12 protein-coding genes are annotated in these 14,874 nt (G+C 73.8%); 6 read left to right on the plus strand and 6 right to left on the minus strand.

Features of this window, described 5'->3' with window-relative positions; genetic code table 11:
* Positions 1 to 74: 74 nt before the first annotated feature.
* Positions 75 to 1,691 (minus strand): dihydrolipoyl dehydrogenase family protein, encoded by a 1,617-nt coding sequence (locus ACFU5G_RS23770; RefSeq protein WP_377250342.1) that lies wholly within the window; start codon positions 1,689 to 1,691, stop codon positions 75 to 77.
* 163 nt (positions 1,692 to 1,854) lie between these two features.
* Between ACFU5G_RS23770 and ACFU5G_RS23775 the strand changes: the two genes are divergently transcribed.
* Positions 1,855 to 2,478 (plus strand): DUF6585 family protein, encoded by a 624-nt coding sequence (locus tag ACFU5G_RS23775; RefSeq protein WP_377250344.1) that lies wholly within the window; start codon positions 1,855 to 1,857, stop codon positions 2,476 to 2,478.
* Positions 2,479 to 2,491: 13 nt separating this feature from the next.
* Here the strand turns inward: ACFU5G_RS23775 and ACFU5G_RS23780 are convergent, their stop codons facing one another.
* The 3 genes from ACFU5G_RS23780 to ACFU5G_RS23790 form a co-directional block, all read right to left on the minus strand.
* Positions 2,492 to 3,295 carry a TetR/AcrR family transcriptional regulator gene (locus tag ACFU5G_RS23780; protein ID WP_377250346.1) on the minus strand — a complete coding sequence of 268 codons (804 nt, stop codon included), beginning with the start codon at positions 3,293 to 3,295 and terminating at the stop codon, positions 2,492 to 2,494.
* Complete coding sequence (locus ACFU5G_RS23785; RefSeq protein ID WP_377250349.1) at positions 3,292 to 4,098, minus strand: TetR/AcrR family transcriptional regulator; 807 nt, start codon at positions 4,096 to 4,098, stop codon at positions 3,292 to 3,294. Before ACFU5G_RS23785 ends, ACFU5G_RS23780 begins: the two co-directional genes overlap by 4 nt.
* 155 nt (positions 4,099 to 4,253) lie before the next feature.
* A complete protein-coding gene (locus ACFU5G_RS23790) occupies positions 4,254 to 6,659 on the minus strand; it encodes a Tex family protein (RefSeq protein WP_377250351.1) in 2,406 nt (801 codons plus the stop codon).
* A gap of 238 nt (positions 6,660 to 6,897) precedes the next feature.
* Between ACFU5G_RS23790 and ACFU5G_RS23795 the strand changes: the two genes are divergently transcribed.
* The 3 genes from ACFU5G_RS23795 to ACFU5G_RS23805 all read left to right on the plus strand — a co-directional run bounded on the left by ACFU5G_RS23795 (position 6,898) and on the right by ACFU5G_RS23805 (position 9,918).
* Positions 6,898 to 8,253 carry a serpin family protein gene (locus ACFU5G_RS23795; RefSeq protein WP_377250353.1) on the plus strand — a complete coding sequence of 452 codons (1,356 nt, stop codon included), beginning with the start codon at positions 6,898 to 6,900 and terminating at the stop codon, positions 8,251 to 8,253.
* Between the two features lie 118 nt (positions 8,254 to 8,371).
* Positions 8,372 to 9,769 carry an OFA family MFS transporter gene (locus ACFU5G_RS23800; RefSeq protein WP_377250355.1) on the plus strand — a complete coding sequence of 466 codons (1,398 nt, stop codon included), beginning with the start codon at positions 8,372 to 8,374 and terminating at the stop codon, positions 9,767 to 9,769.
* Between the two features lie 2 nt (positions 9,770 to 9,771).
* Positions 9,772 to 9,918 carry a hypothetical protein gene (locus ACFU5G_RS23805; RefSeq protein ID WP_377250357.1) on the plus strand — a complete coding sequence of 49 codons (147 nt, stop codon included), beginning with the start codon at positions 9,772 to 9,774 and terminating at the stop codon, positions 9,916 to 9,918.
* Between the two features lie 22 nt (positions 9,919 to 9,940).
* Here ACFU5G_RS23805 and fdhD read toward each other — a convergent pair whose 3' ends face one another.
* Together fdhD and ACFU5G_RS23815 are read right to left on the minus strand one after the other, a co-directional pair.
* Positions 9,941 to 10,843, minus strand: a complete 903-nt coding sequence (gene fdhD / locus ACFU5G_RS23810) for a formate dehydrogenase accessory sulfurtransferase FdhD (protein ID WP_377250359.1) — start codon at positions 10,841 to 10,843, stop codon at positions 9,941 to 9,943.
* Between the two features lie 51 nt (positions 10,844 to 10,894).
* Positions 10,895 to 11,299, minus strand: coding sequence for an ester cyclase (locus ACFU5G_RS23815; protein WP_377250362.1), 405 nt, complete (start codon positions 11,297 to 11,299; stop codon positions 10,895 to 10,897).
* A 198-nt stretch (positions 11,300 to 11,497) separates the two neighbouring features.
* Between ACFU5G_RS23815 and ACFU5G_RS23820 the strand changes: the two genes are divergently transcribed.
* Positions 11,498 to 13,822, plus strand: a complete 2,325-nt coding sequence (locus tag ACFU5G_RS23820) for an FdhF/YdeP family oxidoreductase (protein WP_377250365.1) — start codon at positions 11,498 to 11,500, stop codon at positions 13,820 to 13,822.
* A gap of 39 nt (positions 13,823 to 13,861) precedes the next feature.
* On the plus strand, positions 13,862 to 14,839 hold the full coding sequence (locus ACFU5G_RS23825; RefSeq protein ID WP_377250367.1) for an epimerase: 978 nt from the start codon (positions 13,862 to 13,864) through the stop codon (positions 14,837 to 14,839).
* The last annotated feature ends 35 nt before the right edge of the window (positions 14,840 to 14,874 follow it).

The following is a 14,874-nucleotide window of genomic DNA, read 5'->3' on the forward strand; positions in this document are numbered from 1 at the left end:
TCTTCGCTTTGAGCAGGCTCAAAGCGAAGAAACTTAGGCCTCGAAGTGGTTGGTGGCACCGCGTCAGGGCCAGCTCAGAGGCCGTAGGACTCCAGGAAGCGGATCCAGACCTCGCTCACCGTCGGGTACGCCGGGACCGCGTGCCACAGCCGGTCCAGCGGCACCTCGCCGACGACAGCGATGGTCGCGGCGTGCAGCATCTCGCCGGCGTCGGGCCCCACGAAGGTGGCGCCCACGAGCACCCGCCGCTGCGTATCGACGAGCACCTGGGCGCGGCCCGTGTAGCCGGGGCCGTCCACGCTCGCCCCCGCCATCCAGGACAGGTCGTACGACACCGCCTCGACGGGGATCCCGGCGGCGCGCGCCTCGCGCTCCGTGGGCCCCACCCAGCTGACCTGCGGCCGCGTGAACACCACCTGGACGCGCGCGCCGTGGTCGGCGGTAGCGGCGTAGCGCGACCACGGCCGGCCCTCCTGCCCGACGGCGGGCCCGGGGTCACCGGTCGTCGGGGACCGGTCGCCGGCCTGCGTGCCGTACCGCGCCGCGACGACGTCGCCGACGATCCGGCCCTGGTACTTGCCCTGGTGCGTGGTGGCCGCCCGGCCGGTCACGTCGCCGCAGGCGTACAGCCATCCGCCGGGCACGCCCACGACCTCGAGCGACTCGGTGACGGGGAGCGCGCCGTGACGGCCGAGCCGCGACTCGTCGAGGCCCACGGCCTCCACGTTCAGGTCCGTCGTGCGCGGCACCCGCCCCGTCGCGACCAGGATCTCGGCGGCGGTGACCTTGTCGCCGTCGGACAGGCTGACCGTCACCGGGCCGGCGGGCTCGCTCTCGCTCCCGGTGCCCGGCCGGTCCACGGAGGCGACCTCCACGCCCGTCCGGACGTCGACGCCGGCCGCGCGCAGCGACTCGGCGACCATCTCGCCCGCGAACGGCTCGGCGTTGGACAGCAGGCCGCCCCGGGCCAGCAGCGTCACCCTGGCGCCGAAGTCCGCGTACGCGTTCGCCATCTCGACGCCCACGACGCCGCCGCCGATCACCACGAGGGACTCGGGGACCGACTCGGCCCCCGTGGCCTCGCGGCTGGACCAGGGCGAGGCCGCCGCCAGGCCCGGGGAGTCGGGCAGCACGGGCACGCTGCCGGTCGCGGCGATCACCGCGTGCCGGGCACGCAGCAGCCGGGTCACGGGAGCCTCGCCCGTCTCGGCCTCCCCGAGCCCGCCGCCGACGTCGCCGTCCTCGTCGCCGGCGCCACCGGCGGCCGACCCGGCGGGCGCCTCCCGCGGCACCGTGACCTCGACGAGCCGCTCGCCGGCCAGCCGGCCGTGCCCGCGCACCAGGGTGAGGCCGGCGCCCTCGACCCACGAGGCCTGCCCGGAGTCGTCCCAGTTGTTCGTGATCTCGTTCCGGCGGGCCAGGACCGCGGCGACGTCGATGTCCCCCGGGTCGGCCAGGCCGGGCGTGTCCCGGGCCAGGGCACGCACCGTGCCGGCCCGCAGCAGCACCTTGGACGGCATGCACGCCCAGTACGAGCACTCGCCGCCCACGAGCTCGGACTCGACCAGGGCCACGGACAGGCCGGTGCGCGAGGCGCGGTCTGCCGCGTTCTCGCCCACCGGCCCGCCGCCGATCACGATCACGTCGTAGGTCTCGTCCGCCTCGCCGGGGGTCTCAGCCGCATTGTTCATGTCGTCATCCTGGACCGAACCTCCGACACCGGTCCATCGGACGGGAGGCAAAGGGTGAACCAGACGCGTTATACCCCATCCCGAAAATAGAGGCCCTTGGAAGGACGTCCCCGGGTTCGCTAGCGTTCGGGCACACCCGGCCGAGTGCGAGGAGGCGCCCGACATGTCCGAGGCCACCACCTACGAGTCGGTCGACCAGGCCGCGCGCGAGCTGCGGCTCGGCGCGCGCCGCGCGGTGTTCACGGGGGCGGGCACGACCACCACGGCCGGCGAGGCCACGGGCGACCAGGCGCTGCACGTCTTCGAGGAGGGCGTGGTCGTCCGCGGTGCGACGGGCCGCGTCCTGCCCTACCGCTGGGAACAGGCGCGGCTGGTCCGGGTCGGGGGCCCGCCCGGGCGTTCCTCGGACCGCCGGGCCCGGTGGTCCTACGGCCTGCTGAGCACGACCACGCCACCGGTGGTCATGGGCGAGTTCGAGCGGATCGACGTCTGGGGGCCCGCGCTCGAGGCCGCGATCACCCGCGCGACCACGCCCCGCGTGCTGGACGAGCTCGCCGAGGGCCGGACGGTCCCGTTCGGGCCCGTGTCCGCGACGCCGGAGGGGCTGGCCATCGACGGGCAGGTGACCCCGTGGGCCGACGTCACGAACCTCCGGATCGACGACGGCTACCTGCAGTGGAAGCAGCGGGGCGAGCCGTTCCGGTCCTCGGTGCCGGCCGACGACGTGCCGAACCTCCTCGTGCTCGTCTGCGTGGCCGACCACCTCGCCGCGGCGTCCCTGGAGTAGCCGCCCTGGTCCTTCAGCCGCGGCGGGCGGGCACGTCCCGCACCAGCACGACGTCGGCCGAGGCCTTCTGGCCGAAGACGTCCAGGACGTCGACCACGAGGTCCTGCACCAGCGCGTCCAGGTGCGCCACGGCCGCCGGGTCGTCGACGTCGCCCACGTGGCCGTAGACGGTCAGCGTGAGCAGGCCCCAGAGCCGGGCCGAGCACAGGTTCATCGCGTGCAGCAGCCCGAGCGGGACGTCCGGCGGGAAGCCCGGGACCGCCAGCATGGCGTCGCGCGCGGCCCGCAGGTGCGGCAGCAGGGCGGGCGCGATCTCGTCGTCGGGCACCACCGGGCAGCCGGCCTGCCACCAGGCGAGGGCGATCGGCGTGAACACGCCCCCCACGCGGTCGAGGGACATCAGCGGTGGGTGGCGAGGGTCGTCGGCGGTGTCGCCCTCCTGGCCGCGGATGCGCAGCCGGCCCGACATCAGCAGGTCGTACTCGTTGCGGTGCGTGAGGCACCAGCGGAACAGGGCATGGATCACGCCGTGGGCCTGCGCGGCGGGGTCGTCCACGGGCTGCCGGGCCCGGGCCTGCTCCACGGAGGCCAGGAGCTCGTCGATCACGTGCTGGTGGGTGGCGTGCAGCAGCCCGGGCCGGCCGTCGAAGTACCGGTACAGGCCGGGCGCGGCGATCCCGACGTCCTTGGCGACGGCCTGCATCGTGACGCCGTCCGCGCCGTGCTCCTCCAGCAGGCGGCGCGCCGAGGCCAGCGCCTCGGTCAGCAGCTCGCGGCGCAGCCGTGCGCGGCGGCCCGTCGGCTCGCGCGGGGTCACGACCGACCTCGCTCACCGGGGCCGGCGAACACCGGTTCCAGCAGGACGGCGGGGCTGGGCGCCATGCCGAAGAGCGCGAGGTTGCGCTGGTTCAGGTCGTCGAGCAGCGCGGTGATGTAGTCGTGCCGCACGGGCCCGTCGGGTTCGAGCACGTGGTTGTAGACCGTCATGCACAGCAGGCCGAAAGTGCGCTGCCAGGCCACGCGGACGGCGGCGACCAGCCCGAGCGGCACGTCGCGGGGAGCGTCGGGGAACGCCGTGAGCAGGGCGTCGCGGCGCGCGGTCAGCTCCGCCTCGAGCTCCGGGGACACCGGCTCGTCGAACCGGACCGCGCCGTCGGCCCACTGCGCGGCGACCGGCGGGAACGCGAGGGCTGCCACCTCGTAGAACGTGCCGCCGCCGGCCTCGCCCGCCACGGCGCCGTCCTCGCGGGCCAGGCGCAGGCCGGCGCCCAGCAGCAGGTCGAACTCGTTGGGGTGCGCCACGCACCAGGCGAACATCGCGTAGGTCAGCGCGTGCACCTCGGCGGCGCGGTCACCGGCCCGCTGGCGGGCGACCGCCGCGCGGACGTGCGCCACCAGCTCGTCGAGCACGTGCCGGTACGTGGCCCGCAGCAGGTCGGCGCGGCTCGGGAAGTACCGGTAGAGCCCCGGTCCGGCGATGCCGATCTCCCGGCTGACGGCCAGCATCGTCACGCTCTCGAGCCCGCCGTCGGCGAGCAGCCGCCGCGCCACGTCGATCGAGCTGCTCAGCAGCTCCTCGCGCCGACGTCGCCGGGTCGTGCTCTCTGGCCTGCTGGTCACGGGCGTACTTGATCTCCGACGAGGGCTGACTGTGCGGCCCCAGTCTGACACGCAAAGCACCCCGACAGCGCGAACGTAGGGTTGGTCGCCCCATCAGGCGTCATACGGCGACCAACCCTACGTTCGAGCACCTCACGGGCAGCGCCCGCCGCGGGTCAGGCCAGGCCCGCGCGGCGGAGCGCGTCCGCCATGGCGGTGTCGGCCGGGGCCGGGCGGCCGCGGCCACCCTGTCCACCCTGTCCGCCCTGACCGCGCTGGCCCTGGCCCTGGCCCTGGCCTCGGCCCTGGCCACCGCGACCGCGGCCCTCGCCGCCGCCCGGGCGCCCGCCGCGCTGGCCGCCCTGACCGCCGCCGGAGCTGCCCGAGGTGCGTCCGCCGGGGGCCGCGCCGACCTCGTCGTCCAGCCGCAGGGTCAGGGAGACCCGTTTGCGCTGCAGGTCGACGTCCATCACCTTCACCTTGACGATGTCGCCCGACTTCACGACCTCGCGCGGGTCGCTGACGAAGTTCTTGGACATGGCCGAGACGTGCACGAGCCCGTCCTGGTGCACGCCGATGTCCACGAACGCGCCGAAGGCGGCGACGTTGGTGACCTGCCCCTCCAGCACCATGCCGGGCACCAGGTCGCCGAGGGTCTCGACGCCGTCGGCGAAGGAAGCCGTGGTGAACGCCGGGCGCGGGTCGCGGCCCGGCTTCTCCAGCTCGGCGAAGATGTCGGTCACGGTCGGCAGACCGAACGTCTCGTCCACGAACTCGGTGGGCCGCAGCGTGCGCAGGGCACCGCCGTTACCGATCAGCGCCTGCACGTCCGTGCCCGACGCCGTCACGATGCGCCGCGCCAGCGGGTACGCCTCGGGGTGCACCGACGACGCGTCCAGCGGCTCGGCACCGCCCGAGACCTTGAGGAAGCCCGCGCACTGCTCGAACGCCTTGGGGCCCAGGCGCGGCACGTCCTTGAGCGAGGCGCGCGACGCGTACGGGCCGTTGGCGTCCCGGTGGGACACGATGTTCTCGGCGAGCGTCGACGTGATGCCCGAGACGCGCGACAGCAGCGGCACCGAGGCGGTGTTGAGGTCCACGCCGACGCCGTTGACGCAGTCCTCCACCACGGCGTCCAGCGACCGCGACAGCTTGGTCTCGGTGATGTCGTGCTGGTACTGGCCCACGCCGATCGACTTGGGGTCGATCTTCACGAGCTCGGCCAGCGGGTCCTGGAGGCGGCGCGCGATCGAGACGGCGCCGCGGATGGACACGTCCAGGTCGGGCAGCTCCGCGCTGGCGTAGGCGGACGCCGAGTACACGGACGCGCCGGCCTCGGACACGACGGCCTTGGTCAGGCCGAGCTCCGGCACCTTCTTCATCAGGTCGGCGGCCAGCCGCTCGGTCTCGCGCGACGCCGTCCCGTTGCCGATCGCCACCAGGTCCACCTTGTGCTTCTGGGCGAGCCGGGCCAGCACGGCCAGCGACTCGTCCCAGCGGTTGGCGGGCTGGTGCGGGTAGATGGTCGCGTGCTCCACGACCTTGCCCGTGGCGTCGACGACGGCGACCTTGACGCCCGTGCGCAGGCCCGGGTCGAGGCCCATCGTGGCCCGCGTGCCGGCGGGCGCCGCGAGCAGCAGGTCGCGCAGGTTGGCGGCGAACACGCGCACGGCCTCGTCCTCGGCCTCGGAGCGCAGCCGCAGCCGCACGTCGATGCCGAGATGCACCAGGATCTTGGTGCGCCACGCCCAGCGGACCGTGTCGTTCAGCCAGCGGTCGGCCGGGCGGCCCTGGTTGGTGATGCCGAACTGGTGCGCGATCGTGCCCTCGTACGACGTCGGCACGCCCGCCTCGATGCCCTCCTCGGGCTCGATCGTCAGGTCCAGCACGTCCTCCTTCTCGCCCCGGAACAGGGCGAGCACGCGGTGCGAGGGCAGGCTGGACAGGGCCTCGGCGAACTCGAAGTAGTCCGAGAACTTGGCGCCTTTGTCCTGCGCGCCGTCGCGGACGCCGGACAGCATGCGCCCGCGCTTCCACAGCCGCTCGCGCAGCGTGCCGATCAGGTCGGCGTCCTCACCCATGCGCTCCACGAGGATCGCCCGGGCGCCGTCGAGCGCCGCGGCGGCGTCGGCCACGCCCTTGTCGGCGTCGACGTACGGGCCGGCCGTCTCCTGCGGGTCGAGGGACGGGTCGCCGATCAGCGCGTCGGCGAGCGGCTCCAGGCCGGCCTCGCGCGCGATCTGCGCCTTGGTGCGCCGCTTGGGCTTGTACGGGAGGTAGATGTCCTCCAGACGCGACTTGGTCTCCGCCGCCAGGATCTGGGCCCGCAGCTCGTCCGTGAGCTTGCCCTGCTCCTGCACCGACGCCAGGATCGCCGCGCGCCGCTCCTCGAGCTCGCGCAGGTACCGCAGCCGCTCCTCGAGGGTGCGCAGCTGCGCGTCGTCGAGGGTGCCCGTCACCTCCTTGCGGTAGCGGGCGATGAACGGCACGGTCGCGCCGCCGTCGAGCAGGTCCACGGCCGCGGTCACCTGCCCTTCGCGAACGCCCAGCTCCTCAGCGATGCGCTGGTTGATGCTTGCCAACGTCCCCTACCTCACTTCGTGCGTCGAGACCCCGTGCGTCGAGCCCACCCGGGTGGTCGGGACAGATTGTGCCCGGCGCCACTGACATCTGTCGCATCCGCCCGCGCGTGTCAGACACACAGGTCACCCGGGTGACCTGTGTGTCTGACATGAGGTGGGTGCAAGGCCGGGGCTCGCCGCCACACATCCAGGTCAGGACCCGCCCGCGAGCGCGGGCCCCCGAACCCGGAGGATTCCCGTGCAGCGTCGCCCCAGGACCGTCAGCTCCAGGACCGTCACCCCCAGCACCGCCCCGCGCCGCGCCCTGCCCCGCGCGACAGCCACCACCGCGGCCGCCGGCGTCGTCGCGCTGGCCGCGTGCGGCGTCCTGACCGCATGCGCCCCCGCCCCCGCCGCGGACGAGGGCCTGGAGCGGTCGGACGCCGACCGCGTCGCCGTCGCAGTCGCCGACACCCCCGCGAGCGCCGACGCCGTCGCCGCGACCGAGGAGCTGGGCCTGCTCGCGCTGCGCGCGACCGCCGAGCCCGACGACAACGCCCTGGTCTCCCCCGCCTCCTTGACGTTCGCCCTGGCCCTGCTCGCCGAGGGTGCCCGCGGCGAGACGGCGGCAGCACTGGACGCCGCGCTCGGGGCGGCGGGCGTGGACCGCACCGCCGCCTACAACGCCCTGCAGGGCGAGCTCGCGGAGCACGACGGCGACCCCGGCGTCGCCCAGGACGCCGAGCTGCCCGACCGCCCCGTGCTGCACCTGGCCAACCAGGCGGTGCTCGACGACGAGCTGACCGTCGAGCCGGGCTACCTCGACGCGCTGGCGTCCGCGTTCGACGCCGGCGTGCAGCGCACCGACCTGGGCGGCGGCGAGGGCAAGAAGGTGCTCGACTCCTGGGTGAACCACCACACCGGCGGGCTGATCGAGAAGTCGGCGATCGAGCCCGACCCGTCGCTGCGCCTGGTGCTGCAGAACGCGATCCTGCTCGCGGCCCGCTGGGACACGCCGTTCGAGAAGAGCGCCACCAGGGACGAGGACTTCACCGGCCCCGACGGCACCGCGCCCACCGAGATGCTGCACGGCAACGAGCCGTGGGCGTACGCCGAGGCCGACGGCTGGGCCGCCGTCCGCCTCCCCTACCTCGAGGCGTTCCACGCGGACGTGCTGCTCCCGCCCGCCGGCACCGACCCCGCCGACGTCGAACCCGGGACGCTGTCCGCCCTGACCACGGCCCTCGACGACGCCGCGCCCCGGCCGGTCGAGCTCGCTATGCCGACCCTGGAGCTCGAGCCGCCCACGCTGGACCTCGCCCCCGCCCTGGACGAGGCGGGCCTGGGCGGGCTGTACGGCAGCCCGGACCTGACGGGCATCAGCAACACCGAGCCGCTGCGGGTGAGCCAGGTGCTGCAGCAGGCCTACCTGAGCCTCGACGAGGACGGCACCGTCGCGGCCGCCGTCACCGAGATCGGCGTCGAGGCGAGCGGCGCCATGCCGGATGACTCGGCGGTCCGCATGACGGTCGACCGCCCCTACCTGCTGCGGATCGCGCACACCGGGACGCACCTCCCGCTGTTCCTGGCCGCGGTGCGCAGCCCGCAGCACTGAGCCACCCGAGCCCCGGCGCGGACCATTGACCCGGGCATCCGACGCCAGTAGCGTGCGCACGCAAACGGGAGAAACCGCACCTCGTGCGGTCCGCTCCCCTGAGCACGAGGAGGTGCGCATGGCGCTGTCGTTCCTCGACCGCGAGCACACGGTGGCCAAGCCCGGCTACAGCAGGTGGCTCATCCCGCCGGCCGCGCTGGCCATCCATCTGTGCATCGGCCAGGCGTACGCCACCAGCGTCTACAAGAGCGCGCTGGTCGCCCACTTCGAGTCGAGCCTCACGGCGATCGGCGTCATCTTCTCGATCGCCATCGTCATGCTCGGCCTCTCGGCAGCCGTCCTGGGCACCTGGGTGGAACGGGCCGGGCCCCGCGCGGCGATGTTCGCGTCGGCCTGCTTCTGGGCCTCCGGGTTCCTCGTCGGGGCGCTCGGCATCGCGACGTCGCAGCTGTGGCTGGTCTACCTCGGGTACGGCTTCATCGGCGGCATCGGGCTCGGCATCGGGTACATCTCACCGGTGTCCACGCTGATCAAGTGGTTCCCCGACCGCCCGGGCCTGGCCACGGGCATGGCGATCATGGGGTTCGGCGGCGGCGCGCTCATCGCCTCGCCGCTGTCCCGCCAGCTCATGGCCGCCTACGACAGCGGCTACGACCCCACCGACCCGACCTCCGTCGCCACCGGCAGCGCCGTCGCCTCGCTCTTCGTGACCCTGGGCATCGCCTACTTCCTGGTGATGATGCTGGGCGTGTTCACGGTGAAGGTCCCGCCGCCCGGCTGGACGCCCGCGGGGTTCGACGCCTCGGCGGTGGCGGCCAAGCCGATGGTGTCGACCGCGAACGTCTCCGCGGCGAACGCCATCAAGACCCCGCAGTTCTGGTTCCTGTGGACCGTCCTGTTCTGCAACGTGACGGCGGGCATCGGCATCCTGGAGCAGGCGGCGCCCATGATCCAGGACTTCTTCCGCGAGGACGGCATGTCCTCGGTCGCGCCGGCGACGGCGGCCGGGTTCGTGGCGTTCCTGTCCCTGTTCAACATGGCGGGGCGCTTCGTGTGGTCCTCGACGTCGGACTACATCGGCCGCAAGCCCACCTATGTCATGTACCTGGGCGTCGGCATGATCATGTATGTGCTGCTGGCCACGGTCGGGCACACGTCAACCGTGATCTTCGTGCTGGTGGCGGCCGTGATCCTGTCGTTCTACGGCGGCGGCTTCGCCACGGTCCCCGCCTACCTGCGCGACCTGTTCGGCACCTTCCAGGTGGGCGCGATCCACGGCCGCCTGCTGACCGCGTGGTCGGCCGCGGGGATCGCCGGCCCGCTCATCATCAACGGCTTCCTGGACGCCCAGGGCACGCCGGGGGAGCTGGTGGCGGCCGACTATCGACCGGCGCTGTTCACCATGGTGGCCGTGCTCGCGGTCGGCTTCGTGGCCAACGCCCTGGTCCGGCCGGTAGCGGCGCGGTTCCACGAGCGGCCGGGCCAGACCGACGAGTTCGCCCAGGGAAAGGTGTGACCATGGCCGAGCAGACCCCCGAACCGGCCCCGGAGCCGACGTCGAACCAGGTACCCCGGCTGGTCCTCACCTGGGCCGTGGTGACCGTGCCGCTGGCCTACGGGCTGTTCCAGACGGTCCGGAGCGTCATCCCGCTGTTCACGGGCTGAGGCACCGCCCGGGCGGGCCGGCTCAGCGCAGCCGGTCCGCCCGCGTGTAGACGTTCATCGAGTCGCCGCGCACGAAACCCAGCAGGGTCAGGCCGCACTCCTCGGCCAGGTCCACCGCGAGGGTCGACGGCGCGGAGATCGCGGACAGCACCGGGATCCCGGCCCGCGCGGCCTTCTGCACCAGCTCGAACGACGCCCGCCCGCTGACCTGGAGCACCGTCCCGGCGGCGGGCAGGGCGCCGTCGCGCAGGGCCGCCCCGACCACCTTGTCGACGGCGTTGTGCCGGCCCACGTCCTCGCGGACGTACAGCGGCTCGCCGTCGGCGGTGAACAGGCCCGCGGCGTGCAGGCCGCCGGTCCGGTCGAAGGCCCGCTGCCGTTCCCGGAGCAGGTCGGGCAGGGCGGCGATCACGTCGGTGCCGACCGTGACGGCGTCGCGCGCGACCGGCCAGCGCAGGGCGGCCCGCACCTCCACCACGGTGTCCGACCCGCACACCCCGCACGCGCTGGTCGTCGCGAACGCCCGCTGCCGCGGGGGCTCGACGCCGGGCGCGAGCGCCACCTCGACGGTGTTGTCCTCGTCGGGGCACAGCCGCATCCCCGCGATCTCCTCGCGCGCCGTGACGGCGCCCTCCGAGACCAGCCAGCCGGCGACCAGGTCGAAGTCGTCGCCGGGGGTGCGCATCGTGACGGTGAGCGTGCTCCCCGTGGGCGGGGCGCCCGGCAGGACGCCGTCCGGCAGCACCCCGCCGACCGGCACGACGCCCGCCGGGACCGCGCCGAGCGGCCGCGCCCGGCTGACCAGCGCGCCGGGCCCGACGAGCCGGACCATGAGCGGTTCCTCGACGGCGAGCGTGTCCGGGCGCGCCGCGCGGGCGCCCTCGCGGACGCGCACCACGCGCCGTCGGTCGGTGACGACTCCCATACCGCCAGTCTCGCACTCCCACCGACCGATATGTCCAGGCCGCCGTCTTTCTCAGGTCGCCGGGTTCAGCCCGAGCTGGTTGAGCAGCTCGAGCTGGTCGAAGTAGAAGTCGTGCCGGACGATCTTCCCGTCGGAGACCGTGGCGATGTCGAGGCCCCGCATCCGGATCTGCTTGCCGGTCGGCGGAACGCTCTGCCCGTCGGGCAGGGCCATCGGGCCGGTGTGGGTCCCGATGAGCTCGCCCTGGTCGATGGCGGAGTCTCCGGCTTCCAGCTCGCGGTCGGAGCGGTAGTCGCGGTCCGAGAACGCGCCGGCGAACGCCTGGTTCCACTGGATGAAGGCGTCGATGCCGTGCAGCGTCCCGGCGTCCGGCGTGGTGACCACGACGTCCGCGGCGTAGAGCTCGCGCACCGTGTCCATGTCTCCGGCGACCAGGGCGCCGGTGAACCTGTTCATCAACTCACGTGCCTGTCCCATGGTGTGCCTCCCGAGGAGCAAATGGGGCAACCGGATGACCCAGGACAGGCCGTCCGGAGTTGATTCCAGTCAACCGCCGCTCGGCCGCGGGCGCCATCGCACCCGGGACCGGCACGGCATCGACAGCGGCCTTCGGGCCCCTCCCGGCCTGCGTGGAAGCAGCGTAGGGTCGAGATCGTGACAGACGTGAGCGACGAGGCCCGTACCGACGCCCCCGAGAAGAGCCTGCGCATCGGCCCGCCCAAGACGGCGGCCGCGGGCGTGCCGGGGGTGGTCCACGGCCTGGCGCACGTCTTCGACGAGGCCGGCGTGGGGCGCGGCCTACGCACGCTGCCCCTGCTCAACCAGCAGCGCGGGTTCGACTGCCCCGGCTGCGCCTGGCCCGAGCCGGGCAAGCCGCACCTCGCGGAGTTCTGCGAGAACGGCGCCAAGGCGGTGGCCGAGGAGGCGACCCGCAAGCGCGCGGACGCGGCCTTCTTCGCCGAGCATCCGATCTCGGAGCTGGCCACGTGGACCGACCACCGGCTGGGCAAGTCCGGCCGGATCACCGAGCCCATGCTGCGCGAGGAGGGCGCCGACCACTACCGGCCCGTGTCCTGGGACGAGGCCCTCGACCTGGTCGCCGGCGAGCTGCGCGGGCTGGACTCACCGGACGAGGCGGCGTTCTACACGTCGGGGCGCACCAGCAACGAGGCCGCGTTCCTCTACCAGCTCCTGGCGCGCAAGCTCGGCACGAACAACCTGCCCGACTGCTCGAACATGTGCCACGAGTCGTCCGGCACGGCGCTGGTGGAGACGCTGGGCATCGGCAAGGGCAGCGTGTCGCTGGAGGACATCACCGACCACGCGGACCTGATCGTCGTCGTCGGGCAGAACCCCGGGACCAACCACCCGCGCATGCTCACGGCGCTGGAGGAGGCCAAGGACCGCGGGGCGCGGATCGTGGCGATCAACCCCCTGCCCGAGGCCGGGCTGCAGACCTTCAAGAACCCGCAGCGCGTCCGCGGCGTCGTGGGGCAGGGCACCAAGCTCGCCGACCGGTTCCTCCAGGTCCGCCTCGCGGGCGACCTGGCCCTGTTCCAGGCGGTGAACCGCCTGCTGGTCGAGGCCGACGACGACGCGCGGACCGCCGGGCACGCCCCGGTGCTGGACCACGAGTTCATCGCGCAGCACACCTCCGGGTTCCCGGAGGCGGCGGCCGCCTGGCGCGCCGTCGACCAGGGCGACGTCGAGCGGGCCACGGGCCTGGACTGGTCCGAGATCGAGGCGTTCGTCGACGACGTCAAGGCCGCCGACAACATCATCGTCTGCTGGGCGATGGGCCTGACCCAGCACAAGCAGGCCGTGGCGACCATCCGCGAGGTCGTGAGCTTCCTGCTGCTGCGGGGCAACGTGGGCCGCCCCGGCGCGGGCGCCTGCCCGGTGCGCGGGCACAGCAACGTGCAGGGCGACCGCACCATGGGCATCTGGGAGCGGCCCACCGAGCCGTTCCTGGACGCACTGGCCACGGAGTTCGGCTTCGAGCCGCCGCGAGCCCACGGGCTCGACGTCGTCGACACCGTCCGGGCGCTGCGCGACGGGCGGCTCAAGGTCTTCATGGCGGTCGGCGGCAACTTCGCCGCGGCCACCCCGGACAGCGCGGTCACGGAGGCCGCGCTGCGCGAGGTGCCGCTCACGGTGCACGTCTCGACCAAGCTGAACCGCTCGCACGTGCTGCCGGGCAAGCGGTCGCTGGTGCTGCCCTGCTTCGGCCGCACGGAGCGGGACATGACGGGTGGGCGTGAGCAGGTCGTCACGGTCGAGGACTCGATGAGCGTGGTGCACGCGTCCCGCGGCCGGCTGGCCCCGGTCTCGGACGCCCTGCGCAGCGAGACGGCCATCCTGTGCGACCTGGCCCGCCGCGCGCTGGGTCCGGAGGACCCGACGCCGTGGGAGGAGTTCGCCGGCGACTACGCCCGGATCCGCGACTCGATCTCGCGTGTGGTGCCGGGCTTCGAGGACTTCGACCACCGGGTCGCCGAGCCCGGCGGGTTCGTGCTGCCGCACCCGCCGCGCGACGCCCGCCTGTTCCCGACGACGACGGGCAAGGCCAACTTCACGGTGAACGAGCTCGAGATCGTCCAGGTGCCGGAGGGCCGGCTCCTGCTGCAGACCGTGCGCTCGCACGACCAGTTCAACACCACGGTCTACGGCCTGGACGACCGGTACCGCGGCGTGAAGAACGGGCGGCGCGTCGTGTTCGTCCACCCGGACGACCTGGCTTCGAGCGGTGTGGCCGACGGCGACACCGTGAACCTGATCAGCGAGTGGCCCGGCGCCGACGGCGAGGTGGGCGAGCGCCGCGCCGAGGGCTTCCGCGTCATCTCGTTCCCGACGGCGCGCGGCTGCGCGGCGGCGTACTTCCCGGAGACGAACGTGCTGGTGCCCCTGGACCACACGGCGGACCAGAGCAACACCCCGGCCTCGAAGTCGGTGGTCATCCGCCTGGAGCCCGCCCGCTGAGCGTGATCCCCGGGAGGGGCCGGGGATACGCTGCACCGCATGACCGAGGCGAAGCGGGCCGTCGTGGCGGGTTGGACCGGGTTCATCGGGCGGGCGCTCGTCGACGACCTCGCGACGCGCGGGTACGAGGTCGCCCGGGTGGGCCGCAGCGGCCCTGACGCCCGGTGGTCCGACGACGCGGCCGTGCGCCGCCTGGTCGACGGCGCCGACCTGCTGGTCAACCTCGCCGGCAAGAGCGTGGGCTGCAGGTACACGGACGCGAACCGCGACGAGATCCTGCGCTCCCGCGTGGAGACCACCCGGCAGCTGCACGACGCCGTCGCGGCGGCCGACCGGCCGCCGCGCCTGTGGCTCAACGCGAGCACCGCGACGATCTACCGGTACGCCCTGGACCGGCCGCAGACGGAGGACGGCGGCGAGCTCGGCGCCGGATTCTCGGTGGACGTCGCGCGGAGCTGGGAGCACGAGCTCTTCGCGGGGCGCCTGCCCGGCACGCGCCGCGTGGCGCTGCGGATGGCGATCGTGCTGGGCGGCCCGGCGTCCGACATGCTCGCGCGGCTGGCCAGGTTCGGCGTGGGCGGCCCGCAGCTCGACGGCTGGTGGTTCCAGCACCACCGCTATCGCGGCATCGGCGACCGGCCGACAGGCGGCGCCGTGCCGGTCCACCACAGCGAGGGCCGGCAGAAGTTCTCGTGGATCCACGTCGACGACGTGCTGCGGGCCGTCCGGTTCCTGGAGCAGCACGAGGAGATCTCCGGGCCGGTCAACCTCGCCGCGCCGCACCCGGTCGACAACCGCACGCTCATGGCCGAGCTGCGCCGGGCGACCCGGATGCCGCTGGGGATCCCGGCGCCGCGCTGGCTGCTGGAGCCCGCCGTGTGGGTGCTGCGCAACGAGGCGGAGCTGGTGCTCAAGAGCCGCTGGGTGCTGCCCGAGCGGCTCGCGGGAGCGGGCTTCGCCTTCCGCTGGCCCCAGCTCGCCCCGGCGATCGACGACGTCGTGCGCCGCCGCTCCTGACGCCCGGACGACGACGGCCGTGGTCACCCCTCGTC

It is taken from the genome of Promicromonospora sp. NPDC057488 (assembly GCF_042802395.1).
Classification (GTDB): domain Bacteria; phylum Actinomycetota; class Actinomycetes; order Actinomycetales; family Cellulomonadaceae; genus Promicromonospora.